The sequence below is a fragment of the Pseudarthrobacter polychromogenes genome (assembly GCF_014644495.1).
GTDB lineage: Bacteria > Actinomycetota > Actinomycetes > Actinomycetales > Micrococcaceae > Arthrobacter > Arthrobacter polychromogenes.
Map to the genome: position 1 here is coordinate 210,281 of NZ_BMKU01000004.1, position 15,174 is coordinate 225,454.

At 67.6% G+C, this 15,174-nt stretch carries 14 protein-coding genes; 9 read left to right on the plus strand and 5 right to left on the minus strand.

The genetic code is table 11. The annotated features are described in order from the left end of the window. Positions 1-26: 26 nt before the first annotated feature. Positions 27-857, minus strand: coding sequence for an IclR family transcriptional regulator (locus IEX43_RS08530; RefSeq protein WP_188810123.1), 831 nt, complete (start codon positions 855-857; stop codon positions 27-29). 137 nt (positions 858-994) lie between these two features. Between IEX43_RS08530 and IEX43_RS08535 the strand changes: the two genes are divergently transcribed. The 7 genes from IEX43_RS08535 (at position 995) to IEX43_RS08565 (ending at position 10,743) form a co-directional block, all read left to right on the plus strand. Next, positions 995-3,751, plus strand: a complete 2,757-nt coding sequence (locus IEX43_RS08535; protein ID WP_188810125.1) for an alpha-L-rhamnosidase — start codon at positions 995-997, stop codon at positions 3,749-3,751. Continuing rightward, complete coding sequence (locus tag IEX43_RS08540) at positions 3,748-4,761, plus strand: alpha/beta hydrolase (protein WP_188810127.1); 1,014 nt, start codon at positions 3,748-3,750, stop codon at positions 4,759-4,761. The genes IEX43_RS08535 and IEX43_RS08540 overlap by 4 nt, the downstream gene beginning before the upstream one ends. Then, positions 4,758-5,726, plus strand: coding sequence for an alpha/beta hydrolase (locus IEX43_RS08545; protein WP_188810130.1), 969 nt, complete (start codon positions 4,758-4,760; stop codon positions 5,724-5,726). The genes IEX43_RS08540 and IEX43_RS08545 overlap by 4 nt, the downstream gene beginning before the upstream one ends. 126 nt (positions 5,727-5,852) lie before the next feature. Continuing rightward, positions 5,853-6,737, plus strand: coding sequence for an alpha/beta hydrolase (locus IEX43_RS08550; RefSeq protein ID WP_188810132.1), 885 nt, complete (start codon positions 5,853-5,855; stop codon positions 6,735-6,737). Between the two features lie 55 nt (positions 6,738-6,792). Continuing rightward, positions 6,793-7,689, plus strand: coding sequence for a fumarylacetoacetate hydrolase family protein (locus IEX43_RS08555; RefSeq protein ID WP_188810134.1), 897 nt, complete (start codon positions 6,793-6,795; stop codon positions 7,687-7,689). Then, positions 7,689-9,521: an FAD-dependent monooxygenase gene (locus tag IEX43_RS08560; RefSeq protein WP_188810136.1), complete on the plus strand. Its 1,833-nt coding sequence runs from the start codon at positions 7,689-7,691 to the stop codon at positions 9,519-9,521. Before IEX43_RS08555 ends, IEX43_RS08560 begins: the two co-directional genes overlap by 1 nt. Beyond that, entirely contained in the window at positions 9,499-10,743 is a 1,245-nt protein-coding gene (locus IEX43_RS08565; RefSeq protein WP_188810138.1) for a DUF3500 domain-containing protein, read from the plus strand. The genes IEX43_RS08560 and IEX43_RS08565 overlap by 23 nt, the downstream gene beginning before the upstream one ends. A gap of 123 nt (positions 10,744-10,866) precedes the next feature. Here IEX43_RS08565 and IEX43_RS08570 read toward each other — a convergent pair whose 3' ends face one another. Together IEX43_RS08570 and IEX43_RS08575 are read right to left on the minus strand one after the other, a co-directional pair. Continuing rightward, positions 10,867-11,937 (minus strand): quercetin 2,3-dioxygenase, encoded by a 1,071-nt coding sequence (locus IEX43_RS08570; RefSeq protein ID WP_188810140.1) that lies wholly within the window; start codon positions 11,935-11,937, stop codon positions 10,867-10,869. A 163-nt stretch (positions 11,938-12,100) separates the two neighbouring features. Then, positions 12,101-12,400 (minus strand): DUF4193 domain-containing protein, encoded by a 300-nt coding sequence (locus IEX43_RS08575; RefSeq protein WP_174178421.1) that lies wholly within the window; start codon positions 12,398-12,400, stop codon positions 12,101-12,103. A gap of 177 nt (positions 12,401-12,577) precedes the next feature. Between IEX43_RS08575 and IEX43_RS08580 the strand changes: the two genes are divergently transcribed. Continuing rightward, positions 12,578-13,153, plus strand: coding sequence for a TetR/AcrR family transcriptional regulator (locus tag IEX43_RS08580; RefSeq protein WP_188810417.1), 576 nt, complete (start codon positions 12,578-12,580; stop codon positions 13,151-13,153). Further along, a complete protein-coding gene (locus tag IEX43_RS08585) occupies positions 13,150-14,136 on the plus strand; it encodes a DMT family transporter (protein ID WP_229666371.1) in 987 nt (328 codons plus the stop codon). Before IEX43_RS08580 ends, IEX43_RS08585 begins: the two co-directional genes overlap by 4 nt. Here IEX43_RS08585 and IEX43_RS08590 read toward each other — a convergent pair. Both IEX43_RS08590 and IEX43_RS08595 read right to left on the minus strand, forming a co-directional pair. Beyond that, entirely contained in the window at positions 14,053-14,346 is a 294-nt protein-coding gene (locus IEX43_RS08590) for a DUF3040 domain-containing protein (RefSeq protein ID WP_188810142.1), read from the minus strand. The two genes, IEX43_RS08585 and IEX43_RS08590, sit on opposite strands and share 84 nt — an antisense overlap. Before the next feature lie 102 nt (positions 14,347-14,448). Beyond that, positions 14,449-14,973, minus strand: coding sequence for a DUF488 domain-containing protein (locus IEX43_RS08595; RefSeq protein WP_229666372.1), 525 nt, complete (start codon positions 14,971-14,973; stop codon positions 14,449-14,451). Positions 14,974-15,174: the final 201 nt, after the last annotated feature.

The window sequence follows — 15,174 nt, forward strand, 5'->3', positions numbered from 1 at the left end:
GCCCGGACAACCGGGGCCAGCGCATCCTACCCCTGGGAGTGGGTCCGCACGTCGGGGCTGACCTCCGCGTGGTGGCCCAGGTTCCTCGAGACGGCGCGTGCCGTGGCGCGGACTGCCGGGGCCAGGACGTTCGGGGGAGTAGACCCGTCCGGGACCACAATGGACAGCGCGGCCACCACCGAACCCTGGGCGTCGAATACGGGCGAGGCAACCGAAACGGTCCGGGAGGGCAGGCTGCGGCGGATCATCGCGATCCCCGTGCGCCGAACATCGGAGAGCGTGCGGCGCACCTGGCCCTCGGGCATGTCCGGAACTCCGGGCTCGTTTTCGGGCGGCTTCCGCAGGATGGCCTCCTGGAATTGTTGGTCAGCGCCTGCCAGCAGGACCAGGCCGACGGCGGTGGACCGCAGCGGAGCCCGGCCGCCCACCCGGTACGCCACCTCGGTTGCGTCCTTGGAGGACAGCCGTTCGATCAGCACCGCCTCTTCGTTGTCACGGACGGCCAGCAGGACGTGGTGCCTGGTCACCTCGAAAAGGTCCTCCAGGTAAGGGAGCGCGATTTCCCGCACGCCATGTCCGCGCGGCGACAGCGACGCGACCTCCCACAGCCGGACCCCCACAACGTACCGGCCGTCGTCGAGCCTTTCCAGGGCGCCCCAGGCAACCAGCCGGGCAATCAGCCGCAGCGCGGTAGGTGCGGGCATGCCGGCGTAACGGGCCATCTCGGACAACGTCAGGGCGCGACGGCGGTCGGAGAAGACTGCGAGCAGGCTGAGGGCGCGGTCCACCACCGGTTCGCCCTGCTTGGGCCGCTTTCCGCGGGCGGGGGTGGTTTCGGTGTCCGGCTGGACGGTCATGGCCTTGCTTCCTTGCGATGCGGGTACGTGAGCTACCCCACAATACTATTCCAACCAATGAAAGTCGGCTGTGGGGTGCAGGGGCCCGCGCAGGAAGCTGTAACAGTTACCGCCATATGTTCAGGAGCCCGCCCGCAATGACCTCCACCAGCCGCGACGCCGACGTCGACACTTCGCTCCGCGCGCGGCCTGCACCCACCCGGCTCCGCGTTGAACACCTGAAAGAGGCCTTTGGAATCACGGTAAGTGCACCGCGGATGTGCTGGGCCCCGCCGGCCGGCACGGTGCTGCAGACGGCATACCAGATCACGGCGGACAACGGCTGGGACACGGGAAAGGTCACCTCTGCCCGGCACCAGTTGATCCCCTACACCGGCCCGGCGCTGCAGTCCCGCAGCCGGTTCGAGTGGCGGGTGCGGACGTGGAACACAGACGCCGACGGCTCAGAAACCGAAAGCGCATGGTCCGATCCGATGGCAGTAGAGCTGGGACTCCTGCACGCCTCTGACTGGACGGCGCAATGGATCGGCCCGGAAGAACCGGACGTTCCGGCCCCCGAAGAACGCCCCGGTTACGCCCTCCACAAGGCCTTTACCCTGGACGCGGCCCCGGAGATTGCCCGCGCCTACGCCACCGCCCACGGCGTCTACGAGCTGTTCCTGAACGGCGGACGGGTGGGCGACCAGCAGCTCACCCCCGGCTCCACCAGCTACAACACCACCCTCCAGGTCCAGGCCTACGACATCACCGCACTGCTGCGGCCCGGCACCAACATCATCAGGGCCGTCCTCACCGACGGCTGGTACCGCGGAACCTTCGGATACATGCGCGACGCCGACATGTACGGCAGCAGCACGGCCCTCCTTGCGCAGCTGGAGATACAGTCCGGGGACAGCAGGACCGTCATCGGCACCGACGGGTCGTGGCGGGTGTCCCGGACGGAGATCCTCAGCGCTGACCTGATGGCAGGGCAGCGGACGGACTTCCGCTCGCTGGAGGGCAGGGCCGACGACGGCGCACCTTGCGCAAGTGCCGCGGCGGAGGCCGGTGCCGCCGTCGTCCTTAACTGCAGCTACGGAACACTGACCGGCCCGGTGGCCCCGCCCACCCGAATCGTGGAGGAATTCCCGCCGGTCTCCGTCACCAGGCTGGCCAGCGGCCGCCAGGTGGTGGACTTCGGCCAAAACATCCACGGCTGGGTGCGGCTCTCCAGGCTGGGCGGGCCGGGCGAGGCGGTAACTCTCGTGTACGGCGAAGCTCTTGATGCCACAGGCGACGTTACCCAGGACCACCTGCGCCCGCACGACTTCCAGCGCCCCGGCCAGTTCCTGCCTGCCGGCCAGGTTGACGTGGTGACCGCCTCGGGCGCTCCGGGGGAAGTGTTCGAACCCCGCCACACCACCCACGGATTCCAGTACGTGTCCGTCCAGGGCCTCACCACGGACTTGGCGGCGGAAGACATCACCGCCTGTTTGGTCCACACGGACCTGGAACCCGTAGGCAGCTTCACCTGCAGCGACCCGCGGCTCAACAAGCTTCATGACATCGTCCAATGGAGCTTCCGGGACAACGCCTGCGAGGTTCCCACCGACTGCCCGCAACGCGAAAAGGCCGGCTGGACCGGGGACTGGCAGCTGTTTGTGCCCACCGCCGCGTACCTCTACGACGTCACCGGTTTCTCGCGGAAATGGCTCCGGGATGTCCGCGCCGACCAGTGGGAAAACGGCGTCATCGCGAACATCTCACCGTCGGCTGGGCCGGGGTTCACTTCGGCTGAGTTCATGGCGTTCACGAACGGGTCCTGCGGCTGGGGCGACGCGATCGCGATGGTGCCGTGGGAGCTGTACCTGGCTACCGGTGACGCCGGTCTCCTGGCTGGAAACTGGGACGCGATGAACCGTTGGCTTGGCTTTGTCCGGACCACTGCGGAAACCCAGCGGCACCCGTCAGTCACCGCTGCCGGCGCGGTTCCAGCGCCGCACGAAAAGTACCTGTGGGACACCGGCTTCCACTTCGGCGAATGGATGGAGCCGGACGGTGCGGAACCGGACCTGTTCGCCGCCCGCTCCGCAGACCACGGCATCGTGGCCACCGCATATTACCGGAACACCACTGCGGTCATGGCCCACGCTGCTGCGGTCATGGGCAGGCCGGAGGAAGCGCGGGCGCTGGCAAACCTTTCGGAAAACATCCGGCAGGCGTGGGAAAAGGAATACCTGGACCCGGCTGGCCAGGTAACCCAGCCAAGCCAGGCGAACTGTGTCCGGGCGCTCGCCTTTGACCTGGTCAGCCCGCAGCACCGTTCCAGCGTTACCGCCCAGCTGGTTTCACTCATCCGGGAAGCCGGCACCCACGTGGGCACAGGCTTCCTGGCCACGCCCTACCTGCTGCCCGTCCTGGCGGACAACGGCCAGCTGGGCCTGGCCTACGAGCTCCTGATGCAGGACACGGAACCTTCCTGGCTGACCATGGTGGACCGCGGCGCCACCACCATGTGGGAGCTCTGGAACGGCCTCGACGCCGACGGCACCGCGCACCAGTCGCTCAACCACTACAGCAAGGGCGCCGTGGTCTCCTTCCTGCACCGTTACACGGCCGGGCTCCGCCAGGCTCCCGGGAGTGCGGGGTATCAACGGATCATCATCGAGCCGCGCCCCGGCGCAGGCCTGGCCTCCGCTGCGACGTCCCACATCGGGCCGCAGGGACGCATTGACGTGGCATGGGAGATCGACGACGGCGTGCTGGCACTTCGCGCCACGGTACCTTCCGGAACCACGGCCGAAATCCGGCTTCCCGGTGAACCTGTGGCCATCGTCGGCCCGGGGAAACACTCCTTTGTTGCCGCCGCGGGCGGCTCCACACCACACTTCCACCAAGCAAGGAGCACACTATGACCGTGGATGCAGCCAACCACACCACCGGCACCACCGGGACAGGACAGCGGACTGAACAACCGGCCCCTGCCCGCCCGGATGGCACGGACGTCCCGCCCTTTCCCGTCTTCGACGCGCCGGGTGTTCCCGAAAACGTCTCGGACGTGTCCGCGGTACACCGGGAAGTCACGTACACCCGGGCCATTGGCTTCCGGCCGTTGAAGATGGACATCTGGCTGCCCCGGCAGGCAGCCGGCCCCGTTCCACTGGTGGTGTGGGTGCACGGCGGTGCGTTCCAACTGGGCGACCGCCGCGAACTGCCGCCCACCTTTGCCCCCAACTCCGTGTTCCGGCTGCTCAACGAGGCCGGCATCGCCTGCGCCACGGTTGACTACCGGCACTGCCTGGAAGCACCGTTCCCGGCGCAGCTGCACGACCTCAAAGCGGCTGTCCGCTACCTGCGGGAATACGCGGATCACCTCAACATCCATCCGGACCAGTTCGGAGCCTGGGGTGAGTCTGCCGGCGGCCACCTCGTGGCCATGCTTGGGCTGACAGGGAACCGGGAGGACCTTGACGGCGGCCTGGGTGCGCAGGGGCACCCAAGCGGCGTCAGCGCCGTCGTCGACTTTTATGGCGTCTCCTCACTGGTGGATATCCCGCCCATGGACACTCCGGACGGACTCTTTCCGCCAGCTTTGACGGCAGCGGTTCCGGCAGGGATGTCCCTGCAGCCTGGACCGATGCTGGTGGGCGGCTCCGACAGCCCGGACCTGCTGGCCGCCGCCAGCCCGGTCAGCTACGTGGCCCCCGGCGCGCCGCCGTTCCTGCTGGTCCATGGCGACAGTGACGGCCTGGTGCCGCACTTCCAGACAGACCTTCTTGCGGCCGCGCTCGCAGACGCGGGAGTGGAGCATCAGGTGGTCACCATCAAAGGCGGCGACCACTGCTTCTTCGGTGCGGAGGACCAGCTGGACCACATCCTTGACGCCGCCGTCGGCTACTTCTCCCGGAAACTGGGCACACCATGACACCACGAACAGAACCAACAGCCGTTTCCCCTGAGGCTGCACCGGCCGGGACGCCCGGACAAATCGCCGCCGGTTTCGCCGAATACCTTGCCAGTCCCGACGGACCGCAGTTCCTCAACCCGGACGCGGTCCGGACCCCGGGACCCGATGTCTCCATCCGCACCGTCACTGCCGACGGGCGGCATGGGCCGGTGGCCGTCCGGATTTATGGCGAACCGGCCGGCACGGACAGTCCCGCCCTCGTGTGGTTGCACGGCGGCGGATTTGTCAGCGGCAGCGTGGACATCCCCGAATCGGATTACCTGGCACGGGTACTGGCGGACCAGGGCACGCCGGTGCTGTCCGTGGACTACCGGCTGGCCCGCGACGGTGTGTCCTTCCCCATCCCGCACGACGACGCGTTGGCAGGGTGGTTCTGGGCGCGGGAGAATTCCGAATCCCTGGGGCTGAATCCTCGTCTCCTGTGCCTGGGCGGTGCTGGTGCCGGCGGCAACCTGGCCGTGGGTGCCGCGCTGTATCTGATTGACGCCGGCAAGCCCCTGCCTGCCAAGCTCCTGCTGGCCTATCCCTTCCTGCATGCCGAGCTCCCGCCCCCGGCCGGCGGACTGGACGAGGCGGTCATGGCGGAGCTTCCGCGCCACCTGCGGTTCACCCTGGAGGACTGCATCCGGACGGCGGAGAATTACGTTGGCGGCCCGGTCAGCATGGCGCCGTCCTACGCGATGCCCGGCTACGCCGACCCCGCCGGGCTTCCGCCCACGGCTTTGCTGGCCTGCGAATACGACGACGCACGCGGCTCCTCTGAGCTGTTTGCCTCGGCTTTGGAGCGGGCAGGGGTTCCGGTTTCCTACTTCCTCGCCCAGGGCGCGGTCCACGGCCATCTCAACCACACCGCTGGCCTGCCGGAAGGGCAGCCGGCCCTGGACTTCCTGGCTAGGGAACTGGCTGCGGCCACGGCAGTGTGATGCTGTTTCATTCAGTGAAACCGCCCACGCGGACACCAGCAGCCGTGCCCCACAGTTGAGTGAAGACGCGGTCCGCAGCAGCGGCCGGCGGGGATAGAAACGGCGCGGCACAACATGGAGTCAACGATGACGGCAGGGCAGGTCCTGAAGGGGATCGAGTTTTTCCACCCCGGGGGTGCAACCCCGTTGCTGCTGGACCTGTACCTGCCCGCCGGTTCCGATGCCGGCTGCGATACCGGCGCCGACGCCGGCGAATCCGGGTTCCCCGCCGTCATCCACTTCCACGGGGGCGGCTGGCGGATGGGGGAGCGGTCATCGCTCGGACCCACCGTGGACGGTTTCGGCCTGAGCCCCATCGAGCAGCTGGTGGAGGCCGGCTTCGTGGTGGCATCCGCCGACTACCGCCTGACAGATGCTGCCACATTCCCGGCCCAGCTGCTGGACGCCAAGGCCGCTGTCCGCTGGCTGCGCGCCCATGCTGCCGATTACGGGGTGGATCCGGGTCGTATCTACGCGTGGGGAGACTCGGCAGGCGGCCACCTGGCCAGCCTGGTGGGACTGACTGCGCGTGCCGCCACGGACGGTGCAACCGACGACGACGTCGCCGCCGTCGCTGCCTGGTATCCGCCCACGGATCTGAACCGCATGGGGGAACAGGCCCGGCCCGACGCCGTCGCCCGCGCGGATGACCCCGGCTCCCGTGAAGCGCTGTTGATCGGCGCCCAGCCCGCCGACGCCCCGGACAAGGCCAAGGCGGCCAGCCCCCTCACCTATGTACATCCGGACGCGCCGCCGTTCCTCCTCGTCCACGGAACGGCGGACCGGTTCGTCCCGGTGGCCCAGTCCGCCAGCCTGACCGAAGCGCTGGAAAGTGCCGGTGCCGCCGTCGAACTTCTCCTGATTGAGGACGCGGACCATATGTGGCAGCTGCCGGACGGGACCCAGGCTGCCGCACGGCAGGCCACCGCCGCCACCATCGATTTTTTCCGCCGCCAAGCGCAGAAGCACTGATCTTCCCGCAATCCGCCGGCGCGATCGCGCCCGGCAAGACCTGAAAGGCCCCTCCATGCAGTTCATCGGCATCACTCACAACGGCGAACCCTGGGCAGCCGCCCTCGTGGACTCCCGGGTTTTCCCGCTCGCCCCTGTCAGCGACTTCTGGTCCGACCCCAGCGGCTGGCAGGACAAAGCAGAGTCGCTGGCACCTGACGCGTCCGCTTCCAAGGGGTCCCTTTCCGGCGCGTCCGACGCCGGCAGTTGGCTGGAGCGGACCAGCATCACCGAAGTGCCGCTCGTCCCCGCCTCCGCACGGGTCATCTGCGTTGGCCTGAACTACAAGGCCCACGCAGCGGAGGGCAGCTACAAGGACCAGGAGCTGCCGCCCTACCCCACCCTTTTCGGCCGCTGGACGGCGTCCCTGTCCGTAGGCAACGTGCCCGTCCCGGTACCCGCCGGCGAGGCCGGCCTGGACTGGGAAGGCGAAGTAGCCGCGTACATCGGGCAGCGGGTGGAATCCGCGGATGAGGCAACCGCGGCAGAAGCCGTCTTCGGCTACTCGACCTTCAACGACATCACCTCCCGCACCGCGCAGAAACTCACCTCGCAGTGGACGCTGGGCAAGAACGGCGACTTCAGCGGACCCCTCGGACCGCTGGTCAGCCGCGACGAGGTGGGAGACCTCCGCGACGGGCTACAGGTCCGGACCCGGGTCAACGGCGTCGAGGCTCAGAACGGGAACACCCGGGACATGATCTTCTCCGTTCCGGAAATCATTGCGCTGATCAGCCAGACCTTCACCCTCCATCCCGGTGATGTGATCGCCACAGGCACCCCTGAAGGCGTGGGCTATGCCCGCACCCCGCAGTGGTTGCTCCAGCCGGGCGACACCGTCGAGGTGGACATCGACAGGCTCGGCACCCTGGTCACCCCCGTGGGAGACGTCTCGCTCCGGAGCCGTGCCTGATGGGAACCCTGCCCGTCACGTCACCAGAGCACGTCCCGGGGGAGGCGCAGGTCCTGGTCTCCGGCGGCGGACCGAGCGGCCTGTTCCTCGCCCTGGACCTGGCCGCGCGCGGGATCCCCAGCACCGTGATTGAACCCCGCAGCTCCGTGGACCACACTAGGCCGCGGGCCAAGACCACCAACGCACGCACCATGACCCATCTCCGCCGGCTGGGCCTGGCGGACGCCCTGCGCGCAGCGGCTCCGCTCCCGGTGGACTATGCGCAGGACGTTATTTTTTGCACCCACCTCGCGGGCCCAGCGGCCCATGAGCTGCGCCGGTTCCGGAACGCCTTCCAGCTGGTCCCCGGCCGATATGGCCCGCAGCCCGAATGCGGCCAGCAGGTCCCGCAGCCGGTCCTCGAGGAGGTGCTCCGCGCCGCCGCAGCCCGCAACCCGCTGGTCACCTTCATCACCGGGTGGAGCGTGGTGGACGTGCAGGAACTGCAGGACCAGGAACTTCAGCGTGCAGAAGGCCAGGACACGGCAGGCCAGGGCACCGCGCCGCTGTACGCCGCCGTCGTCCAGGACGCATCCGGCAGCACGGCGACCATCCGGAGCAGCTATGTGGTGGGTGCCGACGGCGGTTCCTCCGCGGTGCGCCGCAGCCTGGGGATCCGCCTGGAAGGCGGTTCCGCTGCACTGTCCAATATCAGCATCCTGTTCCGCTCGAAGCAGCTGGGCCAGGCCATCACCCTGAACTCCGCCGTCCAGTACTGGGTGGTTGGGTCGGAGGCCGCCGGCATGGTGGGACGGATGGACCTGGCCGACACCTGGTGGGCCATCATCCAGGGCGTGGACCCCACCAAGGAGGTAGCCCCCGGTGACGCCGCGGCCCTGGTCCGCTCCCTGGTGGGGACGGACGCGGCGGATATTGACGTCGATGTGGTGGCCACGGATCCCTGGACGGCGCGCATGCTCCTGGCCCCGCAGTACAGCCGGGGAAACATCTTCCTGGTGGGGGACGCCGCGCACCTGAATCCGCCCTGGGGCGGGCATGGCTTCAACACGTGCGTTGGCGACGCCGCCAACCTCGCCTGGAAGCTTGCGGCCGATATCCAGGGCTGGGCTGGGCCGGAGATCCTGGACAGCTACGGCCATGAGCGCCGCCCGGTGGCAGCGCGGACCATCCGCGACGCCGCCGCAAACGGCAAGGCCCTGGCGTACCACTTCGCCGATCCCCGGCTGGACCACGACGGCCCCGACGGCGGGGCGGCACGTCGGGCGGTGCACGAAGCGCTTGCCGTTAAGCAGAGCGAGTTTGATTCGCTGGGCCTGGTGCTGGGCTACACATATGCTGATTCCCCGGCCGTGGTGCCGGACGGGTCCCCGGTCCCTGCCGAGGATCCCATCCGCTACGTTCCTTCCGCCACCCCAGGCGCGCTGCTCCCGCACGCTTGGCTGCAGGATTCCACTTCTTTGTACGACCGGCTGGGCGGCGGCTTCACCCTTCTGGCCGACGGCGGAGCGCTGGGCGGGGTGCGGGGAGAGCACGCCTTCGCCGAGGTGCTGGACGCCGGTGCCCGGCAGGGCATCCCGGTGGCAGTTGCCGAGGTTGGGCCCACCGGTGACGGCACCCCGCTGTCCGAGCTGTGGGGCGCCCCCGCGGTGCTGGTTCGTCCCGACCAGCACGTGGCGTGGCGTGGCAGTTCGGCGGAGGCCGCAGCGGCAGCTTTGGCCGTTGCTGCCGGGTTCGCCCCAGCCGGGGTATCACCGGGAACATCACCGCAGGGCACATCATTCAGCGTCCAGGACGAAACAAGGAGCAACCGTGTCGACGCCGTCATTCCGTGATTACCTCTTTGCCACCGATCATCCCCGCGTCGCGGACATCCGGGGCCTGGATGCCCGTGGGTACGCCGAGGCAGCCAAGCAGGACTCCTTCGCCGGCCCCATGATCGAGGGATGGAAGAAGCTGTACCCGCAGCCGTTCGTGGGGATCACCAGCGACGGCGTGCGGCGTGAGGGGCTGTTTCCGCTGGCGCCGGTCCGGCCCGGCGAGGAGGCGCCCACCGCGGAGATGGTGGCGGCAGCCCGGAAGCTCCTGGGAGTGGTGGGGCAGGAACAGGCGAAGAAGCTCACCTACGCCGTGGACGCCCCGGAGTGGCAGAGCTGGGCGAACCCGGAATTCATGCAGCACGATACCGGCCTCCGGCTGGATGAGCTGGAAACGCCGGTCCGCGATGCTGCCCTGGCCGTGGTGGAGGCATCCCTGAGTGCCGAGGGTTTTGAGCTGGTCCGCAACCTGATGCGCATCAACGGGTTCCTGGGGGGCCTGGTGGAGCTGCCCCTGCTGATGAACGAGTTCAGCTACAACTTCGCGCTGTACGGCGACCCTTCCGAAACGGAACCGTGGGGGTGGCAGATCTTCGGCCACCATGCGGCGCTCAACTGTCTGGTGGCGGGAACCCAGCTGGTGGTCTCGCCGGTATTTATGGGTGCCGAGCCGGACATGATCGACGACGGCCCGTACAAGGGCGTCCGGGTGTTCAAGGAGCGGATCGCCCTGGCCCGCGAACTGATGGCAGCGCTGCCGGCGGACCTGCGCGCAGCGGCCACCGTCTACGCGTCGATGGTGGACCCCGCCATGCCCGAAGGCCGCATCCACGCCGGCGATGAACGCCACCTTGGCGGGTGTTTCCAGGACAACCGGGTGATCCCGTACGAGGGCATCCGGGTGGCGGATATGCCGGCAGAAGCCCGCGGCCTCCTCGACGCGGTGGTGGACGACTTTATTGCCTACTTGCCCGCCGGCCCCCGCGCCGCCCGACGCCGGGAGATCCATGAGCAGTACGGCGAGAGCTTCTTCAGCTGGATCGGCGGCTGGGATGGCCAGGAAGCGTTCTACTTCCGGCTGCAGAGTCCTGTGGTGGTGCTGGAACTCGACCACCACACCGGGGTTTTCCTGGACAACGACGAGCCCGCGCCGTTCCACATGCACACCGTGGTCCGAACGCCCAACGGGAACGACTACGGCCGCGAACTGGTGAAGCAATACCCATCCATTGCTCCCTAACTGCCGTTTTCGACGTCCATAACGGCATCTACTCAGCAGTCGACGGTCCATAAAAGCCAAATGACCCGGACTTCCTTTCGGAGGTCCGGGCCATGGGTTCTGAATTCGGGGTATCTGGAGGCGCTAGGAGATCTCCAGGGCTGCGCGGCGCTGCGGCGGCGGGCCCACCACGGTGAGGTCCATCTCTGCCTGGGCGCGCCCGAAGCCCTCCATGTCCATGTAGGGGGTCCCGCCTTCGGTGTACATGTAGTCCTCGGTGGGCTTGTTGAAGTACTCGAAGAACCCGTTGAAGACCGACGGCGTGAGGAACCCGAGCATCTGGGTGTTGTGCGAGTCCAGGGCGAAGGAGTGGACAGTGCCTGCAGGGGCGTGCAGGAAGTCGCCCTTGGTCAGCAGCACCTCGCGGCCGTTGGCGTACAGCCACATCCGGCCTTCCGTGCAGATGAAGTTTTCCGTGTGTTCGGAATGGAAGTGCAGCGGGATGTAGGGCGTCTTGGCTCCCTTGGTGTGCACGGCGAAGTAGTTCGAGCCGGTGTTGGCCGGCCGGGACAGGTAGGTGAACATCGTCTGGTAGCTGGCCAGCCGCTCGCCCTCGTGGGCGCTGAGGAAGTAGGGGATCTGCGTGGGCGGCAGGCCGGCGTCGTGCTTGAAGGAAGGATCCACGCGCTCGACGTCCGGGAAGGTCATCCCGAACTCCGCCCCCACTTCAGCCTGTTCCTGGAGGCCGGCCGTGCCGCCTGCACGGATTGGGGGCACGTGCGAATCGACGGGGGTGCCCACCCGCTCGTAGTAAACCTCAGCCCCGCCCGGCGTCATCCAGTTCAGGAAGCGGGTGTAGTGGCTGGCCATCCGGTACGCGTGCGGGGTGTTGGGGGGAATGACCACGGAGTCTCCCGGGGTGAGGATGCGGCTTTCGCCGGGCAGCCAGACGTGCAGGATCCCGTCGAAAACGTAGAGCGTCTTGTGCTCCACTTTGTGGCTGACGAATGGCGACTCTGCCCCCATGCCGCCCGAGATGTAGGCAGCGCTGAAGATGCCGCCGGTATCGGCTGCACGGGCGATGACCGTCACCAGCTGGCCGTTGATTTCGTAGCGTGCGCCTTCGCCCGAGGCCATGTAGTAGGGGACAGCTTCGCCGGGCAGCGCGTTGGCAACCGGCAGCTGCTTGTTCATTTCCTCAACGCTGAGGGACATGGGTTCCTTCTTTCCAGTCGGCCGGCCATCGCCGGAGCGTGACCTACATCATGGCTGCCTGGAGCCTCCTGTCACGAGTCGGGATTCCAATGAGTGAAAGCTGAACTTGGCACTACGGGCGGCGGGGGAAGCGGCACAGTACCGCTTCCGCAAGGCTGCCGACCTAGGACTCACACTCCTTGCAGTACTTCCTGCCGTCCTTTTCCCTGGCGAGCTGGCTGCGGTGGTGCACCAGGAAGCAGGACATACAGGTGAATTCGTCGGCCTGGACCGGCACCACCTGGATGAGCAGCTCCTCGTTGGACAGGTCCGCCCCGGGCAGTTCGAAGCTGTCCGCGAGCTCGGTCTCGTCGACGTCGGCGATGGCCTCCCTTCGGCCTGACTTCTCGGTTTTCAGCTCCTCGAAGCCGCTGTTCGGCTCTTCCTCGGGCGTCACCCGGGGAGCGTCATAGTCCACTGACATTGGTGCGTTCTCCTGTCGGCTGGATGCAGTTCGTCCTGAACAGTGCAACAACAGAGCATGGGCGGCGGATATTCCCGACCTGTTTTGTAGGTAGACTGACCTACCTACTATCACCCATAAAAGGAGTCCCCTTTGGCCGCTCGGGATACCGGTGCGCAGACCGCTGCGCACACGCCTATGCCGCCGAAGCGTCCGGCCCGCGCGCTGCTGCTTCAGGCTGCGGCGCGGCTCTTCTATGCACAGGGCGTGGCTGCCACCGGCATTGACACCATCACCACCGAAGCCGGGGTGGCCAAGAAGAGCCTCTACAACAACTTTGCTTCCAAGGCCGAGTTGGTAGCGGCGTACCTCGAGGCCCGGCATGCGGAATGGCTGGGGCTGTACAGCCGGCGACTGGAGGATGCCAGGAATCCGCGCGAGCGGGTGCTGGCCGTTTTTGACGCCTATACGGACCATGCCAACGCCGCCTACCTCAACGGGTTTCGTGGATGCGGACTGCTCAATGCGGCAGCGGAACTGCCAGCAGGTGCGCCGGGGCGGCTGGCGGTCCGGAAGCACAAGGAAGAGGTTGAGGGACTGTTGGCACGGCACGTGGCCGAGGTGCTTCCGGCAGGTCATGGCCGCGCCGCCGGACTCGCCCGGCATCTGGCCTTTCTTTTAGAGGGTGCCATGGCCCGGGCCGGACTCGAGGGCAATGACGCGTGCCTGAAAGAGTGCCGGACCATCGCTGCCCGGCTGCTGGCGGACGTTTGAAAACGGCGGCCGGTTCGGCCAATGCGCCGCTCTGGGGCGCTTTGTGCGTGGTGGCGGCCTCCGTGTTGTGGGGCACCACGGGCACCGCTGCCACGTTCGCGCCGTCCGTGAGTCCGCTGGCCATCGGTGCGGTGGCCATGGGAATCGGAGGCCTGCTGCAGGCGCTGTACGCAGCCAACGCGATCACTGGCCAGTGGCCGGGCCTGCTGGACCGCTGGCGCTTGGTGACCCTCGGCGCGGCGGCGGTGGCCGTCTATCCGCTGGCCTTTTACAGTTCCATGCGGCTCTCCGGCGTGGCGGTGGGAACGGTGGTGTCCATCGGTTCCGCGCCGGTGGCGGCCGCGCTCATTGAGCGTTTTGCCGACGGTAAACACCTGACCCGCCGGTGGATGGCGGGACCACTACTGGGCGTCTCGGGCGCAGCCCTGCTGTCCTTCGCCGGGCATGCGCCGGCCGGTTCCCCTGGCAATTCCTGGAAATCGCTGGCCGGGATAGCCCTGGGCCTGCTGGCCGGCGCCACCTATGCCCTCTATTCCTGGGCAGCGCACCGCCTGATCACCGGCGGGCTGTCGTCGCGGGCGGCCATGGGGGCCGTCTTTGGGCTCGGCGGACTGCTGTTGATGCCCGTGCTGGCAGTCACCGGCCGGCCCCTGGTTGAGTCATGGGTCAATTTCTCGGTGGGCGCCTACATGGCACTGGTGCCGATGTTTGCCGGGTACGTCCTGTTTGGATGGGGCCTGGCCAGGATCCGGGCCAGCACCGCCACCGGGATTTCCCTGCTTGAAACCGTGGTGGCCGCTGGGCTGGCGGTCTTGGTGGTGGGTGAGCGGTTGCCGCCGCATGGCTGGCTTGGCGCCGCCGTCGTCATTTTCAGTCTCTTTGTCCTGACGCCGCGGCAGTCAGCCAACGGGCCGCTCCGGCCGCCCTCTCCGCCCGGGAAAAGGTTTGCCCAGCAGCAGGCCGGTGCCCAGCCCCACGAGTGAAAGCCCCAGCACCACCAGCACAACGATCTGGCCGCTGACGCCGGCGATCAGCAGTACAAGCCCGGCCAGGCCGGCGAGTGCGCCGAAAAAGAGGTCCAAACGGAACCTGGGCGCGGGGTAGCCGGAGAGCAGCTCCATGGCCAGGTGGGGGTCGTCGGCGATCAGCCCCAGCTCCAGCTCCTTGAGCAGCCGCCGTTCCTCTTCGGACATTGGCACGGGATGCCCCCGGTTTTCGGCTAAACGGGATATCGGTATCGACGCTAAAACTCCCGTGCCGCTGCGTCAAGAGGCCCGGCTGCATAGCTGCAAGCATCAATCCAGGACGTCGTACCGCAGCACATTCCCCAGGACCCTCACGCCCTGGGTAGGGACGTGCGGGGTGGACTTGGCCGGCGGCATCAGGTGTGCAACGGGCAGCCCGGCGAGAAGGAGGCAATGGTCCGCGATGAGTCTGCGGTGGCACCGCCACCATACGGTTTCGCTGCACATAATGGCCGTCTGTCCGATCTTTGCCGCAGCAATGAGCTCTTCCGCTGCAGCGGTGAAATCCGTGGTGCGCATATAGGCGGCGTAGGCACGGAACGACTCATTGCGCAGGGCCGTATCGGGGGAATCGGGAGGAAGCTCGCGGAAGCCACCCAGCTGCTTTTCCCAGCGGTAGCTGATTCCCGCTTCCGGCAGCCACTCTGCCATGCTGTCCTTGCCAAAGTGGGGGTGCTTCCTGCTGCCCGGCCCGATCCGGACATCCACCAGCGACGCCACACCGGCGGCCTGCAGCCGCGAGGCGAACTCGGCCCGGGAAGCGGTCCCGTGGCCTACGGTGAAAAGGGCCCTCACGCAAGCAATGATAAGCACGGCGACAGGGGTCGCGGCGGACGTCCTGCCGCGGCATCCATCGCACCAGGGGAGGGCATCCGCGAAAAGGCGGCTACCGCCGTCGTCCATTTGCGGCGTCCGCCCTGCGTCCGCCCGGTGAGCCAACCCGAACCGGATTTAACGGAGCGAGCCTGCAACAGGAAGCGCCCTTTCAGGCGCAGC

Coding starts and splice junctions, on each gene's coding strand:
- IEX43_RS08575 (WP_174178421.1), bottom strand. CDS start 12,400: ATGTCAGTGGACTATGACGCTCCCCGGGTGACGCCCGAGGAAGAGCCG.
- IEX43_RS08535 (WP_188810125.1), top strand. CDS start 995: ATGACCTCCACCAGCCGCGACGCCGACGTCGACACTTCGCTCCGCGCG.
- IEX43_RS08545 (WP_188810130.1), top strand. CDS start 4,758: ATGACACCACGAACAGAACCAACAGCCGTTTCCCCTGAGGCTGCACCG.
- IEX43_RS08590 (WP_188810142.1), bottom strand. CDS start 14,346: ATGTCCGAAGAGGAACGGCGGCTGCTCAAGGAGCTGGAGCTGGGGCTG.
- IEX43_RS08530 (WP_188810123.1), bottom strand. CDS start 857: ATGACCGTCCAGCCGGACACCGAAACCACCCCCGCCCGCGGAAAGCGG.
- IEX43_RS08540 (WP_188810127.1), top strand. CDS start 3,748: ATGACCGTGGATGCAGCCAACCACACCACCGGCACCACCGGGACAGGA.
- IEX43_RS08555 (WP_188810134.1), top strand. CDS start 6,793: ATGCAGTTCATCGGCATCACTCACAACGGCGAACCCTGGGCAGCCGCC.
- IEX43_RS08550 (WP_188810132.1), top strand. CDS start 5,853: ATGACGGCAGGGCAGGTCCTGAAGGGGATCGAGTTTTTCCACCCCGGG.
- IEX43_RS08570 (WP_188810140.1), bottom strand. CDS start 11,937: ATGTCCCTCAGCGTTGAGGAAATGAACAAGCAGCTGCCGGTTGCCAAC.
- IEX43_RS08560 (WP_188810136.1), top strand. CDS start 7,689: ATGGGAACCCTGCCCGTCACGTCACCAGAGCACGTCCCGGGGGAGGCG.
- IEX43_RS08580 (WP_188810417.1), top strand. CDS start 12,578: ATGCCGCCGAAGCGTCCGGCCCGCGCGCTGCTGCTTCAGGCTGCGGCG.